The following is a 16,236-nucleotide window of genomic DNA, read 5'->3' on the forward strand; positions in this document are numbered from 1 at the left end:
AGATCGGGGCGAATCCCCTCATGCATCCCATGGGTCTACCCGCCCAAAACCGCCAGCAGCACAGCGTCCCACCTGCACCGATGCACTAAATCACCGGCATTGCTCTGACCAGCAATGCCGGTGATTTAGGGTGTTTCCGCAGGTGAGGATAGGTGTCCTGGGTTCCCCGTGACTTTGAGTGAGTAGCTGACGCGGCTGGGAGGGCGGGGCTCGTCCCGGCGTTTGGCTTCGAAGGTGTTCCTCGGTGGTTTCTTCAGTCGTTGGCAGCGGCGGTCGCGGCGTGGGGGAAGGAGGTCGTTGAGGAGTTCCTGGACGACTTCGAGTCGGGCGGTGCACAGGATCTGCGGGTTCGCTGCGGTCTGTCCGGCGGTTGTGAGCCGGGCGAGCTGCACCATCGTGGTGAAGGAGATCCGGTCGGGATCGACCTCGCCCTGTTCGGCTGCGTGGACTTTGAGCGCGGACAGTGCCTGGTAGACGGTGAGGAGTGCGTAGACCTCCTGGCAGATGAGCTCGGGGGTCTTGGAGCGCAGGATGAAGCCGGCGCCTCGTAGCCGGTTTTTGAGTTCCGCGAAGCCGTTCTCGATCTCCCAGCGCTGGTGGTAGAGCTGGGCCAACTGCCGTGCGGGCGCCTGCCGGTGGTCGAGCAGGCTGGTCGCCAGGCGGAACTTCTCGGTTAGGGCCGGCCTGTCCTGGGACCGGACGGTGACGGTGTAGTCGATGATGCGCACGAGGTGTCCTTGAGGCAGCCCTGTCGGGGTGCGGCCGTGGAAGCGGGCGTTGCCCAGGCGCTGGCCCTCGGCGGGGGTGGGCATGACGGACACGTACGAGCCGTCGGGCAGCACCCACAGCGGTGGCAGGACGAGGTTCTTCTTGATCCGCCATGCGAGGTGGCAGCCGGTCGCCTCGACCAGGCCCCACAACTCGTGGCCGGCGAAGTTGCGGTCGGCCAGCAGCAGCATGCCCGGCCGCAGGGAGGCAAGCAGGCGTCGGGCGAGCTTGTGCTCGCTGAATCTGGCGATCGAGTCGAAGGCCGCGTCGATGATGGCGTGGGTGCCGCACTCGATCAGAGACATCAGTCTGACCTGCGGGTTTCCGCTCTTGTTGGTGCCGTCGCGGCCGGTGAATCCGAACGCGGCAGCGTTCCCGGCGGTGTCCGGTACGTCCAGCGCGGTGCCGTCCCAGGCGACCAGCCGCAGGCCGAAGGCGAACGCTCCTGGGGTCGCGGGTGTCGCCTGGGCGCCGCACCGGCGTTCGAAGAGCGCCTGGAACGGCTTGTCGCCCAGGCGCTGGCGGGCTCTGGTGAGGGCCGAACTGGTGGGCAGGCGCTGGACGAGGCCGCCCGGCAGGTGCCGCAGTTTCTCGGTCAGGGTCCGCAGGACCACCCGGTATCCCGGCGGCCCGGTGCTGTCGGAGCTGCTGAACAGGCAGAGAGCCAGGACGAAGTAGACCACCGCGCGGGCCGGCAGGAGCCTGCGGCGGCGCTCGGCCCTTCCGGTCAACTCCAGTACCTCGTCGACCACTTCGGGGGTGATCTCCTCAGTGAGTACGCCGAGTCGGATCCGGTCGCCGAACTGCGGCTCCAACCGTCTTCGGGGACTTCGAGGGGACACTGGCCGGGGCGTCGACATGACGATTGAGGCAGCAGCGATGGCAGACTGAGCGCCCAACGGGGCTCCCTTGCAGACAGTCGGATCTTGGTCGATCTCCTGTCCTACCGGGAGCCCCGTTGCCATGTCCCGAGATCATCTGGCGCATCATCAGATCGGGGCGAATCCCCTCATGCATCCCATGGGTCTACCCGCCCAAAACCGCCAGCAGCACAGCGTCCCACCTGCACCGATGCACTAAATCACCGGCATTGCTCTGACCAGCAATGCCGGTGATTTAGGGTGTTTCCGCAGGTGAGGATAGGTGTCCTGGGTTCCCCGTGACTTTGAGTGAGTAGCTGACGCGGCTGGGAGGGCGGGGCTCGTCCCGGCGTTTGGCTTCGAAGGTGTTCCTCGGTGGTTTCTTCAGTCGTTGGCAGCGGCGGTCGCGGCGTGGGGGAAGGAGGTCGTTGAGGAGTTCCTGGACGACTTCGAGTCGGGCGGTGCACAGGATCTGCGGGTTCGCTGCGGTCTGTCCGGCGGTTGTGAGCCGGGCGAGCTGCACCATCGTGGTGAAGGAGATCCGGTCGGGATCGACCTCGCCCTGTTCGGCTGCGTGGACTTTGAGCGCGGACAGTGCCTGGTAGACGGTGAGGAGTGCGTAGACCTCCTGGCAGATGAGCTCGGGGGTCTTGGAGCGCAGGATGAAGCCGGCGCCTCGTAGCCGGTTTTTGAGTTCCGCGAAGCCGTTCTCGATCTCCCAGCGCTGGTGGTAGAGCTGGGCCAACTGCCGTGCGGGCGCCTGCCGGTGGTCGAGCAGGCTGGTCGCCAGGCGGAACTTCTCGGTTAGGGCCGGCCTGTCCTGGGACCGGACGGTGACGGTGTAGTCGATGATGCGCACGAGGTGTCCTTGAGGCAGCCCTGTCGGGGTGCGGCCGTGGAAGCGGGCGTTGCCCAGGCGCTGGCCCTCGGCGGGGGTGGGCATGACGGACACGTACGAGCCGTCGGGCAGCACCCACAGCGGTGGCAGGACGAGGTTCTTCTTGATCCGCCATGCGAGGTGGCAGCCGGTCGCCTCGACCAGGCCCCACAACTCGTGGCCGGCGAAGTTGCGGTCGGCCAGCAGCAGCATGCCCGGCCGCAGGGAGGCAAGCAGGCGTCGGGCGAGCTTGTGCTCGCTGAATCTGGCGATCGAGTCGAAGGCCGCGTCGATGATGGCGTGGGTGCCGCACTCGATCAGAGACATCAGTCTGACCTGCGGGTTTCCGCTCTTGTTGGTGCCGTCGCGGCCGGTGAATCCGAACGCGGCAGCGTTCCCGGCGGTGTCCGGTACGTCCAGCGCGGTGCCGTCCCAGGCGACCAGCCGCAGGCCGAAGGCGAACGCTCCTGGGGTCGCGGGTGTCGCCTGGGCGCCGCACCGGCGTTCGAAGAGCGCCTGGAACGGCTTGTCGCCCAGGCGCTGGCGGGCTCTGGTGAGGGCCGAACTGGTGGGCGGGCGCTGGACGAGGCCGCCCGGCAGGTGCCGCAGTTTCTCGGTCAGGGTCCGCAGGACCACCCGGTATCCCGGCGGCCCGGTGCTGTCGGAGCTGCTGAACAGGCAGAGAGCCAGGACGAAGTAGACCACCGCGCGGGCCGGCAGGAGCCTGCGGCGGCGCTCGGCCCTTCCGGTCAACTCCAGTACCTCGTCGACCACTTCGGGGGTGATCTCCTCAGTGAGTACGCCGAGTCGGATCCGGTCGCCGAACTGCGGCTCCAACCGTCTTCGGGGACTTCGAGGGGACACTGGCCGGGGCGTCGACATGACGATTGAGGCAGCAGCGATGGCAGACTGAGCGCCCAACGGGGCTCCCTTGCAGACAGTCGGATCTTGGTCGATCTCCTGTCCTACCGGGAGCCCCGTTGCCATGTCCCGAGATCATCTGGCGCATCATCAGATCGGGGCGAATCCCCTCATGCATCCCATGGGTCTACCCGCCCAAAACCGCCAGCAGCACAGCGTCCCACCTGCACCGATGCACTAAATCACCGGCATTGCTCTGACCAGCAAGAATGAGGATTGTCGAGGTCCTTGTTCCTGCCACCGCCGGAGGCACTTCCCAGGTGAAGCACTCTATCGGGTCCTATCCCCGCGTCCGTGTCCAGGACGACGGCCGCCAGGTCGTCTCCCAGGCCGGGGCGGTCCTGCTCGTCGAAACAGTCCGCAAGATCGGTCTTGACCAGGCCATATCCCAGGCTCTGGCTCCGTGGCGCAAACCGCGGGCCGTCCACGACCCCGGCAAGGCCCTCCTGGACGTCGCCCTGGCGGTCGCACTGGGCGGGGATTGCCTCGCGGACGTCGCGATGCTGCGGTGTGAGCCGGCCGTCTTCGGCCCGGTCGCCTCCGACCCGACCATCTCCCGCCTGATCGACACCCTCGCCGCCTCCGGCGAGAAAGCCCTGCAGGCCATCCGGTCCGCACGCTCCGAAGTCCGCAACCGGGTCTGGTCGTTGGCCGGCGAGAACGCCCCGGACGCAGACGGCCAGGTCATCGTCGATCTCGACGGTGTCCTGGTGGTCGCGCATTCCGACAAGGAGGACGCGGCCCCGACCTGGAAGAAGACCTACGGCCATCACCCGCTGACCGCCTTCGTCGACCATGGACCGGGCGGCACCGGTGAGCCCGTCGCTGCCCTTCTGCGACCGGGAAATGCGGGCTCCAACACGGCAGCCGACCACATCACCACCGCGCGACTCGCCCTGGCTCAACTGCCGAAGCACTACCGGCGAGGGCGGCAGACCCTGATCCGCACCGACTCCGCGGGCGGCACCCACGACTTCGTGTCCTGGCTCGCCGGGCGAGGCCGATGGTTGTCCTACTCGGTCGGCATGGTGATCACCGAAGCGATCCACGAGCACGTGCTGAAGGTCCCCGCATCAGCCTGGACGCCGGCCGTCGAGACCGACGGTGAGGCCCGTGACGGGGCCTGGGTCGCCGAGCTCACCGGCAAGCTCCTTAACGGCTGGCCCAAGGGCATGCGACTGATCGTCCGAAAGGAACGGCCCCATCCCGGTGCTCAGTTGAGGATCACGGACGCGGACGGCATGCGAATCACGTGCTTCGCGACCAATACCCCTGACCGGCCGATCGCCGAGCTCGAGCTCCGTCACCGGCTACGGGCCCGGGCCGAGGACCGGATCCGGGCCGCCCGGGCCACCGGCCTGCGCAACCTGCCCCTGCACACAACAGCCCAGAACAAGGTCTGGCTCGAGGTCGTCCAGATCGCTCTCGACCTGCTGGCCTGGATGCCCATGCTCGCTCTCACCGGCAAGGCCCGACTCTGGGAACCCCGCCGCCTGCGATTCCGGCTGTTCTCCGCGGCCGCTCAGCTCGTCACCACCGGCCGCCGCAGGATTCTCCGCCTCACCCAGCACTGGCCCTGGACCGGCGAGATCACCACCGCTCTCGAACGGCTCACGCTCCTGCCCACCCCCGGCTGACCAGCAACCTCAACCGTCCCGACGACAGCACCACCCGATCCCGGGCAGTGGAACCCGGCGCCCACCCGACGCGACAACCGGGCCGCCGGCCTGCCCCCGTCAGCTCCGGAAAGCGAAAGGGCCCACCGACTCCGTCGGCGGACCCTCGCGAAAGATCGAGGCTAATTCATGACACTCCCTGTGTAGGGCAGATATCTGTGGAGTCGGCACGCCTAAGGGAAACGTCGTAGGCGGCTCAAGCGGCATCATCACCACGGGGCCGATCGACCCAAGTAACCCGAGCATGGGCAGCTGCCATAAGGGCTCCTGTAGTAGCAGTGGTGGAAAACCCGGTACTCACCGTGGTGGGTCTACAGCGGGGTCAAATTGCTTCGTATATGCATGTGATCCAGACATCTTCCGTAGAACTGGACTGGACCTGGGGGACAAGCCTCAAGACTTTCATGCTCCTACGCTCGCTCATGAATTTCCCAGATAGTCAAGAACACCCTTAAGACACTCCTGAGTGAGCCCGAGCGTACGACAGGTTGTGGTGGACCTGGCCGGGACGGCGTTCGGGAGGTGTCGTGCGATGTGAAGGGTGGCGTCTTCATGGGGGGCCCTCCCGGTACCGGTGGGGAGGGGCCTCCCGGCGCCAGTAGGGGGTCGTCAAATATCAAGGGAGCCGCAGGCGAAGCGAGAGCCCTACAGGAGCTTGAAGATCGGGGATATACCATCATGGGGACGCATGTGATGCTTGAAAACAAATTCGGGGATATAGCATACGCCGATATTATTGCTACCAAGCGCGGAAATGGTTTGGGTGCACCCGAATACTTTGAAGTGAAGAATGGTCCAGGGGCCAAGTTGACTGGACCGCAGAAAAAGGTGTATGGGCAACTGTCGGACGAAAGGGGCGTGATTTTGCGGTCCGATAAAATGAGTGAATGGGGTTTGAAGAATGGTGACTTGCTCCCGCAGGGCGACGTCAACATGATTCTTTATGGTGGGGCGAGGGCGTGGTAGAACAGGATGGTGAGGGGGTGCTTGTGAGCGGAAAGATGCACGACCAACAAGGAAGAGTGGGTGAGAGATGAGCTACGACCTGGCGGTTTGGCAAGGAGACGTGCCGGCGAGCAATCGCGAAGCGGCTAAGGTGCATGATCGCCTGTACGACGAGTATCTTGAGGGCGATGACCTGGTACCGTCGGTAAGTGCTATCGCTGAGTTCTTGGGCGCACTTACTGAGCGCTGGCCCGATAATGATGCCGGAGATGATACGCCCTGGGCTTCAGTGCCTCTTTCTGGAAGCGCAAGTGGGCCATATGTTTACATTGGGCTCGCATGGAGAACTGCAGATATGGCATCTGCTCATGTGGCGCAGGTCGCCAACAGGTTTGGTTTGATCTGCTTTGATCCTCAGATGCGGACGCTTCGGTCAAGCTAACCTCGCGCCTTCGCGCGCCCAGCAGACTCGGAGGTCTTCGTGATGTAGCTGATCTTGAGTCGTAAGCTCGTTGTCGCCTGCCGGTGGAAGTCCGGTCCGGGTAGCTGCCAGGAGGCCCGGTAGCAGACTGGCGGCGTCGGGGGGAAACGCCCGGCGTCGAAGCCGCTCGCAGTCGCCGCTCCCGCAGGCCCCGCCCGGGCCCGGGGTGCCGTCCCGCCGCAGACAGCGGATCAAGCTGGGCGCGACGGCTGCCGTGGCCCTGTTCGTCGGCGTCGGCATAGGGGCGGGCGGCAGCGGGTCGGCGTCCGGCGACACCACGGACGCAAAGGCCGCGCCCGGCCCCACGGTGACGGTGACCGAGGCGGCGCGGAGCGAGGCGGAACCCGCCCCCGCGGTCACGAAGACCGTGACCGCGACGGCCACGGCGACGGTCACCGCCCAGCCGAAGAAGGCCGCACCGGCCGGCCCCGAGGCCACGTTCTCCGGCGAGGGCGAGTACCTGGTCGGCGAGGACATCAAGCCCGGGACGTACAAGACAACCGGCCCCGACGGCGAGTTCGGCTGCTACTGGGAGCGGGCCAAGGACGCCAGCGGCGAGTTCGACTCGATCATCGCCAACAACAACCTGGAAGGGCCGGGCCGGGTGACCCTCCACAAGGGCGAGTACTTCAAGACCAACCGCTGCGCGGAGTGGAAGAAGGTCTCCTGACCCGCGTCGGCCGCCCAGCCCTCCCTGCCAGGTGTCAGCAGTCGCGCAGTTCTGCCGACTGGTTCAGGATCTGGGCTCGGGTGGAGGTGAAGCGGGTGTGGGTCTCGCCGCCGCGGGCTCCGGGGCGGAAAGCGGCGACGCGGTGGCAGTTCTGGAAGGCCAGGGTGATGTCGAAGTGGCGTTCCAGGCTGCCGCGGATGGCGTCGCTGGCGAGGGCGCGCAGCGGCTGGCCGCGCTCCTGCTCGGAGGCCGGCGGGGTCTGGTTGTCGGCGAACTCGCTGATGTAGCAGTGGAGTTGGGTGGAGAGGTCGGAGACGAGTCCACAACCCCGTTGTTAAGGTGGCCCCGCGAAGTCAGTGATCGAAACGGGGCGACGATGACATTCGACGATGAATGGGCGCAACTGGTCTCGCAGGCGAGGCAGAGGCAGAGCACGGGGATGCGGCTCGACCAACTGGAGCCGGGGTCGGGCGGGACGGGTGGCGAGGCCGGCTTGGACCTGGTCGTGAAGCAGGACGATCTCGGGGCGGTCGGCCATGAGGCTTTCCTGCTGCATGGCGAGTTGCACAAGAGGGCCGACATCGTCAGCGCGGGTGCCGACAAGAACGGGGAAGGCTCGACGGCAAGGGCTGCCCGGGAGTGCTCTGACCGCAACCTGACCATGGGCGGTGAACTGTATACGACTCTGTCGGTGTGGGACTCCCAGGTCAAGACCGTCCTGCAGATGTGTGCCCACATCTCCAATCATCTGGACTTCTCGAAGAAGCTGCACGCCAACGATGATGCGGCGATCGCGGCCTCCTTGCGGGGTCGGGACGGGACCGCCATGCCGGTCTCCGAGATCTCCAAGTACGTGCGCTGACGGGAGACTCGATGAGTGCTTTCGCCTACTCCGATCTGCTGGCGCTGGACCTCGGTCGACTGGGCACGGCCGTTACCGACTGGGGGACGATGGCCGGACGGCTGGCCGACCTCCAGACCGATGTCAGGGACGGGCTGCTGAAGAAGTCTGAGGCAGCCCGCTGGCAAGGCGTCAACGCCACCGTCACCAAGAATTTCGTCCGCAGCGCGGCCAAGGAGTTCGCAGATCTCCAGAGGGAGGCGCAGAGCATCCACAGTGTGCTCGCCGACGCGCACACCGAACTCGTGCAGATCCAGAAGAGAGCTGCGGCCCTGACCGATGAGGCTCGCAGAGGTGATCCGAACCGAACTCCTGATCCCGACCATGGCCTGCTGGTGACGGACGGTGCGAACGGGACGGTGAAGGTCATCGAGTCGGTGTGCGACGTCAACGGCACCTCGCAGCGCACCAAGGACAGGATGCAGTGGTACGCAGACACCCTCACCGGTCTCGTAGCTCATGCTGCCGAGATAGATGCCGCAGTCATCCGGGCGCTGAGGAAATCCCACGGCGGGGACCCGCACAACGCCGGCCACGCCACGTACACCTCGCTCGACGAGGACCAGCTGCCCCGTGCGATGAGTCTCGCCTCGTTGGGGGACGGCGCGAACGACGAACAGCGGGCAGAGCTGCGGCGATTGTGGCAGTCACTGAGCCCGGAGGCGCGCGCCGACCTCTGGAAGGAGCACAAGGACGACCTTCTTGCAGCCGGGGTGTTCCGTCCAACCGTCAAGCAGATCGCGCCGGACAGGGGGTCGGGACCGCACGGATCGGAGGAACCCGGATTCACCGAGTACCTGACCAAGGACAAGATGAGGATGCTGGCCTCGGGCTCCGACTGGGAGGGTATGAACGGAGCCATTGTCAAGAGTTGTGGATCGAGTCGTTCGCATCGGTGGTGCTGTCGCTGGGGTTGAGGAGGTAGGAGCCCCTCGCGACGCCTTGCAGGATGCTGTCGGCGGTTGCCTCAGCGGTCAGGGTGGTGGAATCCAGGACGTGGGCCTCATAGATACCCAGGTTGCGGAACTGGCCGTGCAGTGAGCGAATCGGCTCGGGGTCGGTCAGAGCGTCGTCGGCCCGGCTCGTTGCCCGTTCCAGTGTGGTGTGTTGGTCCGGCCGAAGGATGACGTAGCTCAGCGGCAGGGCCCGCTCCCGTGCCGTCACGCGGAAGAGGTCGATGAACCAGGGCCCGACGATGCCGTCGCAGATCACGTGGTATCCGCCGTCGGCGTAGCCGAACGCTGCTGAGACCAGTACCTGCAGGACTACTTGGTTCTGCTCGTGTGCTTCGGGCAGGTAAGGCGCGATCCAGCCCTGCTTGATATAGCGCCAAAAATCGTCGCTGTGCAGGTGGACGCTGGGAGTCAGGTGATCTGCCAGCAGTTGCGCCACGGTGCTCTTGCCTGCTCCGGGCGGCCCGGTCAGGACAATTACCTGACCGTGGTCAGGGGACGTCCGAGACAGGGGCGGCGGGTTCATGCCGCCACCGTGCCACGTTCGACCAGCACACCGCTTTCGAATTTGGCTCCCGCACGGACAAGGGGCACCAGGTGGGCGCCGGTGATCGCGCGCCAGCGGGCCTGGGCGGACTCTACGAGCTTGAACACCATCGCGAGTGCGGCGGCGGGGCTGCCGGCCCCGCGGGTGACCTTGGTGCGGAGCTTGACCGTGGAGAATGTCGACTCGATGGGGTTCGTGGTCCGCAGGTGGATCCAGTGCTCGGCAGGGAAGTCGTAGAACGTCAGCAGTTCCTCCCGGTCGTCGGTGATCTTCGCGACGGCCTTGGGCCATTTGGTGCCGTAGGTGCGGGCGAACGCATCGATCGCTTTCTCGGCGTGGGCGCGGTCCTCGGCGTTGTAGATCTCCTGCATCGCCTTCGTCGCGCCCGGCTGTGCGGATTTCGGCAGGCAGTTCGTGACATTGCGGGCCTTGTGAACCCAGCACCGCTGATGGCGGGCGGCCGGAAAGACCTCGGCCAGCGCCTTCCACAGGCCCATCGCGCCATCACCGACCACCAGCTCAGGGTCGCGCATGCCACGCCTGCGGCAGTCGCGCAGCAGGTCCGCCCACGACTCGGTCGACTCACGCAGGCCCTCCGCCAGCGCGATCAGTTCCTTGGTGCCGTCCAGGCGGACGCCGAGCAGGACCAGCACACACGAGTGCGTCTGCCCGAGCCTCACCTTGGGGTGCACGCCGTCGGCCCACACGTAGACGAAGTCGCGGTCTGACAGGTCCCTGGCCTGGAAGGCGGCATGGTCATCGCCCCACTGCCGCGTCAGCCGGGTCACCGTGGCTGGCGAGAGCCCGGCGGCCGATCCGAGGAACTGCTCCAGCGCGGGCACGAAGTCCCCGGACGACAGTCCGTGCAGGTAGAGCAGGGGTAGGACCTCGGAGATCTTCGGCGACTTGCGGCACCACGGCGGCAGGATCTTGGAGGAGAACCGCTTGCGTTCGCCGGTGGCCTCGTCCACGCGGCGGTCGTTCACCCGCGGTGCCCGCACCTCGACCGGGCCGGCGGCGGTGACGACGGTCCTGGGCCGGTGATGACCGTTGCGGACCACCAGCCGTCGGCCTGCCTCATCGGTCTCGGCAGCCAACTCGGCTATGTACTGGTTGACTTCTGCCTCCAGTGCCGCGGCGAGCATCCGCCGGGCGCCCTCACGGACGATCTCGTCGATCAGGGAACCGGACTGGGTGGAGCCATCCTCGGTGACTACGCTGAGCACGGACGTACCTTCCCGACCCGCGCGCCAACGCGGGCCTACTCGGTGACCATCACAGGATCATTCGGGAAGGTACGCCCTCCGCGTTCCACCCGGGACTGATCCACAGGTATCGAGCATTGCTCGTATGAACGACGCCTCCCGGCACATGCAGCACTACCTGGAGAACACAGGGGAGCCGCTGGATCTGCCAGTGGACAAGATGATGCACGATGACGAGGGCCTGCGTATCCACGCCGAGGAGGCGATCCGCGGGAAGCAGGACGCCTGGCGGGCACAGGCGCTGGAGGAGTTCCGGCGCAACGGAGGGGAGCCCGTCGCCCTGCCGGTGGAGACCAACAACAGCGACTACAGCTTCCCCCAGGGCACCCAGGACAACTGGTTCTACGCGGTCGGCTCCACTCGCACGAACGTCACCGGCGTGGTGACCGTCGTGCCGGGTGCCGACGGAGAGCCGAAAGTGGGTCTGGACTACCAGGTCAACGCCTGGGACCGGTACAACTGGGACCAGGGCAAGGGCGTCACGATCGGCCCGCTCAGCATTCCCGACGGTCAGCCGGCCCGGTTGCACGCCACCGGTCTCGCCCAGGAATTCGACATGCGGGGCAGCAGTTCCGTGAAGCACTACGATCTCGGTTCCGCGACGCCGAACGGCGATCCGCTGCCCGCGCCGGACGATCCGGGTCGTGACGGCAGTAGGCAGGACCCGGGCAGGGAGAGGACAAAGCGTTGAACCGCGTGGCCGCGGCAGTTCCGGCGCCGGGAAGGAGGCCCCGGCGGACGGGTGTGCGCAGGACGGTTCTCGTTCTCGCCCTGGCGTTGACCGTCGTGGCCGGGGTGGTCGTCACCCTGGCGCTGGTCGGTGACGGCGCTGTGTCCCGGGCGGCCGGCAAGGAGAAGGACTGCTGCTGGGAGAAGGGCGTCACGCCAGCCGCACTGGCCGGCCGGATCGGTCTCGGGATCCCCGAAGAGGCAACGGACCTGAGGGCCGCGGTGAAGGCCAACTCCCGTCACACCACCGGGATTGTGGCCTTCACGCTGCCCGAGGACGTCGCGGCCGGCTATCTCTCCCGCATGGTGCCCGAAGACACCGAGCTGATCGCCAACATCGCTCCGAAGCCCGACGCGTACAAGGGCGACGCTCCGTTCACGCACCTGGGGCTGACAGAGCCGGAGACGATCACCTCGCATCTGGGGAAGACCGAGCTGTGCCCGGAGGACACGAGCACCCCCGAGGGAAAGCATCTACGCCACTGTGTCGACCTCTATGCCCACGAGTTCGCCCCGGGCCGCACCAGGATCTACGTCAGGTCGACCGGCGTGGGCAGCGGCTGAGACCCCCATGGGCACGTGCCTGCCGGCCGCGTATGTGCCGGTCCCGAGAGTCTGGGTTCTGGGCAAATTCAATACGCCGTGCCAGAAGCCGCCTGGCGCAAGAGCAGCTACAGCACAGGTGGCGGCGGAGAGTGCCTGGAGGTCGCTGCCGTTCCCGGAGCCGTACTGGTCCGGGACTCCAAGCGCCCGGAAGGTGAGCGTCTGGCTGTCGGGGCCGAGGCGTGGGCGGGCTTTGTGCGGATGGCCGCAGCGCGCTGAACTGAGCGAGAACTGACGACGGGGCCCGGTGCGTGCAGTGGAGCACCGATAGCAGGGGCCGCCGGACAGTGACGAAACGGCCCTCATCGTGATCGCGGTGAGGGCCGTTGCCTTGCTGCCAGGTGTCAGCAGTCGCGCAGTTCTGCCGACTGGTTCAGGATCTGGGCTCGGGTGGAGGTGAAGCGGGTGTGGGTCTCGCCGCCGCGGGCTCCGGGGCGGAAGGCCGCGACGCGGTGGCAGTTCTGGAAGGCCAGGGCGATGTCGAAGTGGCGTTCCAGGCTGCCGCGGATGGCGTCGCTGGCGAGGGCGCGCAGGAGCTGGCCCCGCTCCTGCTCGGAGGCGGGCGGGGTCTGGTTGTCTGCGAACTCGGTGATCCCGGCGTGGAGTCGGGTGGAGAGGTCGGAGACGAGGTTGTAGGCGTAGGGGAGGGAGGTGCGGATCGTGTCCACGAAGTCCTCCTCGCGGATGGCACCGGCTTCGGCTTCGGCGAGGAGCTCGGGGGAGACGTCGAGAGACATGGGGGTCCTGTTCCTTTGGGGGGCAGCGGTGGGGGTGGTCAGAGGTGAGGCGTCAGGGGTGGCGTGAAGTCCGGGTCCACCTGGGTGGCCAGGTCCTGGCCGGTCGCCTCGTTCGCCCAGGAGCGGGCGTTGCGGAGGTGGAAGTGGACGGCGTGGCGGTGGAGGGCCTGCCGGTCCTTCGTTCCGCGGGCGTCGACCGTGCTGCGCAGGACGTCCAGAGCGTGCCGGTTGTGCTCCTCCAACTCGCCCTTGGGTGCGCCGCGTTCGGCCGAGCGGACCCAGGGGGAGAGGGCGACGTGGGTGAGGAGGTCGTCGCCCACCTCCTCCTTGAGGAACAGCAGGTCGTCCTCACCGGTCACCTTGTTGCCGACGACGGCGAGGGGGATGTCGTACTCGCGGGCGTGGTCGCGGTACTGGCGGTAGACGGAGACGCCCCGGCGGGTGGGCTCGGCCACCAGGAACGTCATGTCGAAGCGGGCGAACAGGCCGGAGGCGAAGGCGTCGGCGCCCGCCGTCATGTCCATCACCAGGTACTCGCCGGGGCCGTCGAGCAGGTGGCTCAGATAGAGCTCCACCGCGCCCAGCTTGGAGTGGTAGCAGGCCACCCCCAGGTCGCTCTCGTCGAACGCGCCGGTCACCATCAGCGGCACGCCGCCCACCCGTTGCACGTGCCGGGTGTGCAGCTCGTCGTCGCCGAGCAGCCGCAGCAGCCGTGAACCGCGGCCCGGCGGGGTCGTCTTGACCATCGCCTCGCGGGAGGCGATCCGCGGATTGTCGCCGCGCAGCAGGTCCTTGATGTCGCCCACGTGCTCGGCCAGCGGCGGGGCCGTGAACGCCGGTGCGCCGGCCGTGGGGTCCAGGGCCTCGGACAGGTGCTGGTTGATGTCGCCGTCCACGGCCAGCACCGGTGCGCCGGACTCCGCCAACCGGCGGGCGAACAAGGCCGACAGGGTCGTCTTGCCGCTGCCGCCCTTCCCCACGAATGCGACGCGCATCACACCGCCTTGATGAAAATGAATGTCATGTGGCTAGATTTAGGGGTGCCTCATGATCTCTGTCAAATCGACGCCCGGGGGGTGATGTCGTGATCACCCTCGCCCCGCTTACTGCATATGATGTGCAAGTGCGTGACTACTGCATAAGGCCTGCGGGCCCCGACGACCTGGACGGCGCCCGAGCCGTCATGCTGGACACCGTCTACCGGGACTTCGGCAGCGGTTACGTGCCCCACTGGCACCGCGACATCATCGATCCCGCCGCGGCCTACCTCGCCTCCGACCGCCACACCTTGCTGGTCGCGACCACCGTCGGGAGCGGCGGCGGCGGGCGTGGCCGCGAGGTCGTCGCCACCGCCGCCCTCGACTCCCGCGGCCCCGCGCATCCGCCGAACCCCCGGCACGTCGCCGAGCGCTACCCCTGCGGCACCACCGCGCAGTTGCGCCGCGTCTACGTCCGCCCCGAGCACCGCCGGCGCGGACTCGCCCGCCGGATGGTCGCCGAACTCCTCGCCTTCGCGGTCGCCGACGGCGGCTACCGCTCCGTCTATCTGCACACCGACCCCGCCGTCGAAGGAGCAGAGGCGTTCTGGCGGTCCCTCGCCACCGTCGTGCACGACGAACGGGAGGAGGCGGACGGCGGCCAGGGCGTCGTGCACTTCGACGTCCCGTTCGACGCCCTCCTCCCCGCCTACTTCGCGCCCAGCCCCAGCCCCAGCCCCAGCCCCAGCATCCGCTCCCGCACCACAGGCCGGTAACCCCATGCGCTTCGCCCGCCCCGCCCCGCTCGCCCCCCGCTCACCCCGCCCCCGGCTGCTCGCCGCCCTCTGCCTCGCCCCGCTGCTCACCGGCTGTTTCGCCGCCTCCGGCGACGACGGCGACAGCGAGGGGTCCGCCGCCGGGGACGGCGCCCGGCTGCGCGTCGCCCTCGCCTTCCCGCCCGCCGAGTACCTCTCCCCGCACGGCGCCGACGCGACGATCCTCAGCCGGCTCGGCGTCACCGAAGGGCTGACCTCCCTCGACGCCAACGGGGCCGCCGCCCCCGCGCTCGCCGCGTCCTGGCGCCGCGAGGACGACCGCACCTGGCTGTTCACCCTGCGCGAGGCCGACTTCCAGGACGGCACGGACGTCACTCCCGCCGCCGTCGCCGCCTCCCTCACCCGGGCCACCGCCGCCAAGCCGGCCCCGGCCGCCCTCGCCGGCGTCACCCTCACCGCGAAAGCCGCGGGCGGCACGGGCGTGCGCGTCACGACCGCGCAGCCCGACCCCGTCCTGCCCCTGCGGCTGTCCAGCCCCTCGCTCGCCGTCCTCTCTCCGAAGGCGTACGCGAAGAAGGGCACCGTCGACCCCGTCGGCACCGCCACCGGCCCCTTCGAACTCACCGACGTGAACGGGGCCGCCGCCGTCCGCCTCGACCGCTTCGACGACTACTGGGGCGGCCGGGCCCAGGCCTCCGGCGTCGACGTGCGGTTCATCGCCGACGGCAGCGCCCGCACCAACGCCCTGCGCACCGGCCAGGTCGACGTCGCCGAGTCGATACCCGTGGCCCAGGCCGCCGCCCTCGACGCGGACACCCGCCGCGAGACCGCCACCACCCGCACCACCAGCCTGCACCTCAACACGAAATCCGGCGTCTTCACGGACCCGGCACTGCGCGCCGCCGCCCGGGCCGCCGTCGACACCTCCGCCCTCGCCAAGGGCGTCTACGAAGGACACGCCGACCCCGGCGCCGGCATCTACGGCCCCGCCGTCACCTGGGCCGCGGGCAAGCGCGTCCAGCCCACCGGACGAGCGAAGGCCGCCACCCCCGGCGGGGTCTCCGTCACCCTCGCCACCTATGACAACCGGCCCGAACTCCCCGAAGTCGCCCAGGTGTTGAAGCAGCAGCTGGAGAAGGCCGGCTTCACGGTGAAGCTGGAGGTGCGCGAGTACTCGCGGCTGGAGACCGACGCCCTCGCCGGGAAGTTCGACGCCGTCGTCGGGGCCCGCAACAGCCTCCTGGACACCGGCGACCCGGTGTCGCTCCTGGCGAGCGACTTCACCTGCGGCGGCGGCTACAACCTCTCCCTGCTCTGCGACAAGGCGGTCGACCGGGCCGTCGGGACGGCACAGGCCGTCGCCGACACCGGCAAGCGGCAGGACGCCGTCATGGCCGCCGAGGCCGCGGTGCTCGGCACCGACGCCGTCGTCCCGCTGGTCCACCAGCGCATCGTCACCGGCGTCGACGACGACGTCAGCGGACTGCTCCTCGACCCCTACGAGCGCACCCTCGTCGGCATCGGGACCCGGCGCTGACCGGATACGGCGC

Annotated in this window: 17 protein-coding genes and 1 pseudogene; 11 read left to right on the top strand and 7 right to left on the bottom strand. The window is 67.9% G+C overall.

All coding sequences use genetic code 11. The annotated features are described in order from the left end of the window. Positions 1 to 125 precede the first annotated feature (125 nt). Both QA802_RS35750 and QA802_RS35755 read right to left on the bottom strand, forming a co-directional pair. Complete coding sequence (locus QA802_RS35750; RefSeq protein WP_334522742.1) at positions 126 to 1,583, bottom strand: IS4 family transposase; 1,458 nt, start codon at positions 1,581 to 1,583, stop codon at positions 126 to 128. A 301-nt stretch (positions 1,584 to 1,884) separates the two neighbouring features. After that, positions 1,885 to 3,342: an IS4 family transposase gene (locus QA802_RS35755; RefSeq protein WP_334531676.1), complete on the bottom strand. Its 1,458-nt coding sequence runs from the start codon at positions 3,340 to 3,342 to the stop codon at positions 1,885 to 1,887. Between the two features lie 344 nt (positions 3,343 to 3,686). Here QA802_RS35755 and QA802_RS35760 point away from each other — a divergent pair, with 344 nt between their 5' ends. From QA802_RS35760 to QA802_RS35775, 4 genes are all read left to right on the top strand, one after another. Then, the gene (locus QA802_RS35760; protein ID WP_334531679.1) at positions 3,687 to 5,063 is read left to right on the top strand and encodes an IS1380 family transposase; all 1,377 of its coding nucleotides are present in this window, start codon (positions 3,687 to 3,689) and stop codon (positions 5,061 to 5,063) included. Positions 5,064 to 5,780: 717 nt separating this feature from the next. Further along, complete coding sequence (locus QA802_RS35765) at positions 5,781 to 6,068, top strand: hypothetical protein (RefSeq protein WP_334531682.1); 288 nt, start codon at positions 5,781 to 5,783, stop codon at positions 6,066 to 6,068. 67 nt (positions 6,069 to 6,135) lie between these two features. Further along, entirely contained in the window at positions 6,136 to 6,489 is a 354-nt protein-coding gene (locus tag QA802_RS35770) for a hypothetical protein (RefSeq protein ID WP_334531685.1), read from the top strand. A 205-nt stretch (positions 6,490 to 6,694) separates the two neighbouring features. Continuing rightward, a complete protein-coding gene (locus QA802_RS35775) occupies positions 6,695 to 7,198 on the top strand; it encodes an Rv1352/Rv1906c domain-containing protein (protein ID WP_334531688.1) in 504 nt (167 codons plus the stop codon). Between the two features lie 34 nt (positions 7,199 to 7,232). On the opposite strand, the pseudogene QA802_RS35780 reads toward QA802_RS35775, so the two are convergent. Continuing rightward, positions 7,233 to 7,517, bottom strand: a pseudogene (locus tag QA802_RS35780) (SCO5389 family protein); the annotation flags it as partial. A gap of 57 nt (positions 7,518 to 7,574) precedes the next feature. On the opposite strand from QA802_RS35780, the gene QA802_RS35785 reads away from it, so the two are divergent. Both QA802_RS35785 and QA802_RS35790 read left to right on the top strand, forming a co-directional pair. After that, positions 7,575 to 8,060 carry a hypothetical protein gene (locus QA802_RS35785; protein ID WP_334535085.1) on the top strand — a complete coding sequence of 162 codons (486 nt, stop codon included), beginning with the start codon at positions 7,575 to 7,577 and terminating at the stop codon, positions 8,058 to 8,060. Positions 8,061 to 8,071: 11 nt separating this feature from the next. Beyond that, positions 8,072 to 9,016: a hypothetical protein gene (locus QA802_RS35790; RefSeq protein ID WP_334531691.1), complete on the top strand. Its 945-nt coding sequence runs from the start codon at positions 8,072 to 8,074 to the stop codon at positions 9,014 to 9,016. On the opposite strand, the gene QA802_RS35795 is transcribed toward QA802_RS35790, so the two are convergent. Both QA802_RS35795 and QA802_RS35800 read right to left on the bottom strand, forming a co-directional pair. Continuing rightward, the gene (locus tag QA802_RS35795; protein WP_334518866.1) at positions 8,964 to 9,578 is read right to left on the bottom strand and encodes an AAA family ATPase; all 615 of its coding nucleotides are present in this window, start codon (positions 9,576 to 9,578) and stop codon (positions 8,964 to 8,966) included. The genes QA802_RS35790 and QA802_RS35795 overlap by 53 nt on opposite strands. Next, positions 9,575 to 10,825 (bottom strand): IS256 family transposase, encoded by a 1,251-nt coding sequence (locus tag QA802_RS35800; RefSeq protein WP_334531694.1) that lies wholly within the window; start codon positions 10,823 to 10,825, stop codon positions 9,575 to 9,577. The genes QA802_RS35795 and QA802_RS35800 overlap by 4 nt, the downstream gene beginning before the upstream one ends. Positions 10,826 to 10,949: 124 nt before the next feature. Here QA802_RS35800 and QA802_RS35805 point away from each other — a divergent pair, with 124 nt between their 5' ends. The 3 genes from QA802_RS35805 (at position 10,950) to QA802_RS35815 (ending at position 12,415) form a co-directional block, all read left to right on the top strand. After that, positions 10,950 to 11,555, top strand: a complete 606-nt coding sequence (locus QA802_RS35805) for a hypothetical protein (protein ID WP_334531697.1) — start codon at positions 10,950 to 10,952, stop codon at positions 11,553 to 11,555. A 53-nt stretch (positions 11,556 to 11,608) separates the two neighbouring features. After that, complete coding sequence (locus tag QA802_RS35810; RefSeq protein ID WP_334531701.1) at positions 11,609 to 12,157, top strand: hypothetical protein; 549 nt, start codon at positions 11,609 to 11,611, stop codon at positions 12,155 to 12,157. 78 nt (positions 12,158 to 12,235) lie between these two features. Next, positions 12,236 to 12,415 (top strand): DUF397 domain-containing protein, encoded by a 180-nt coding sequence (locus QA802_RS35815; protein ID WP_443042223.1) that lies wholly within the window; start codon positions 12,236 to 12,238, stop codon positions 12,413 to 12,415. A 125-nt stretch (positions 12,416 to 12,540) separates the two neighbouring features. On the opposite strand, the gene QA802_RS35820 is transcribed toward QA802_RS35815, so the two are convergent. Beyond that, positions 12,541 to 12,933, bottom strand: coding sequence for an SCO5389 family protein (locus tag QA802_RS35820; protein WP_334531704.1), 393 nt, complete (start codon positions 12,931 to 12,933; stop codon positions 12,541 to 12,543). A 38-nt stretch (positions 12,934 to 12,971) separates the two neighbouring features. Further along, positions 12,972 to 13,928 (bottom strand): ATP-binding protein, encoded by a 957-nt coding sequence (locus QA802_RS35825; RefSeq protein ID WP_334531707.1) that lies wholly within the window; start codon positions 13,926 to 13,928, stop codon positions 12,972 to 12,974. A 128-nt stretch (positions 13,929 to 14,056) separates the two neighbouring features. Between QA802_RS35825 and QA802_RS35830 the strand changes: the two genes are divergently transcribed. Both QA802_RS35830 and QA802_RS35835 read left to right on the top strand, forming a co-directional pair. Beyond that, positions 14,057 to 14,686, top strand: coding sequence for a GNAT family N-acetyltransferase (locus tag QA802_RS35830; protein WP_334531710.1), 630 nt, complete (start codon positions 14,057 to 14,059; stop codon positions 14,684 to 14,686). Between the two features lie 4 nt (positions 14,687 to 14,690). Next, on the top strand, positions 14,691 to 16,223 hold the full coding sequence (locus QA802_RS35835) for an ABC transporter substrate-binding protein (RefSeq protein ID WP_334531713.1): 1,533 nt from the start codon (positions 14,691 to 14,693) through the stop codon (positions 16,221 to 16,223). Positions 16,224 to 16,236 lie beyond the last annotated feature (13 nt).

The sequence above is a fragment of the Streptomyces sp. B21-105 genome, assembly GCF_036898465.1.
Lineage (GTDB): Bacteria > Actinomycetota > Actinomycetes > Streptomycetales > Streptomycetaceae > Streptomyces.

Coding starts and splice junctions, on each gene's coding strand:
- QA802_RS35765 (WP_334531682.1), top strand. CDS start 5,781: ATGGGGACGCATGTGATGCTTGAAAACAAATTCGGGGATATAGCATAC.
- QA802_RS35770 (WP_334531685.1), top strand. CDS start 6,136: ATGAGCTACGACCTGGCGGTTTGGCAAGGAGACGTGCCGGCGAGCAAT.
- QA802_RS35785 (WP_334535085.1), top strand. CDS start 7,575: ATGACATTCGACGATGAATGGGCGCAACTGGTCTCGCAGGCGAGGCAG.
- QA802_RS35790 (WP_334531691.1), top strand. CDS start 8,072: ATGAGTGCTTTCGCCTACTCCGATCTGCTGGCGCTGGACCTCGGTCGA.
- QA802_RS35795 (WP_334518866.1), bottom strand. CDS start 9,578: ATGAACCCGCCGCCCCTGTCTCGGACGTCCCCTGACCACGGTCAGGTA.
- QA802_RS35805 (WP_334531697.1), top strand. CDS start 10,950: ATGAACGACGCCTCCCGGCACATGCAGCACTACCTGGAGAACACAGGG.
- QA802_RS35820 (WP_334531704.1), bottom strand. CDS start 12,933: ATGTCTCTCGACGTCTCCCCCGAGCTCCTCGCCGAAGCCGAAGCCGGT.
- QA802_RS35825 (WP_334531707.1), bottom strand. CDS start 13,928: ATGCGCGTCGCATTCGTGGGGAAGGGCGGCAGCGGCAAGACGACCCTG.
- QA802_RS35835 (WP_334531713.1), top strand. CDS start 14,691: ATGCGCTTCGCCCGCCCCGCCCCGCTCGCCCCCCGCTCACCCCGCCCC.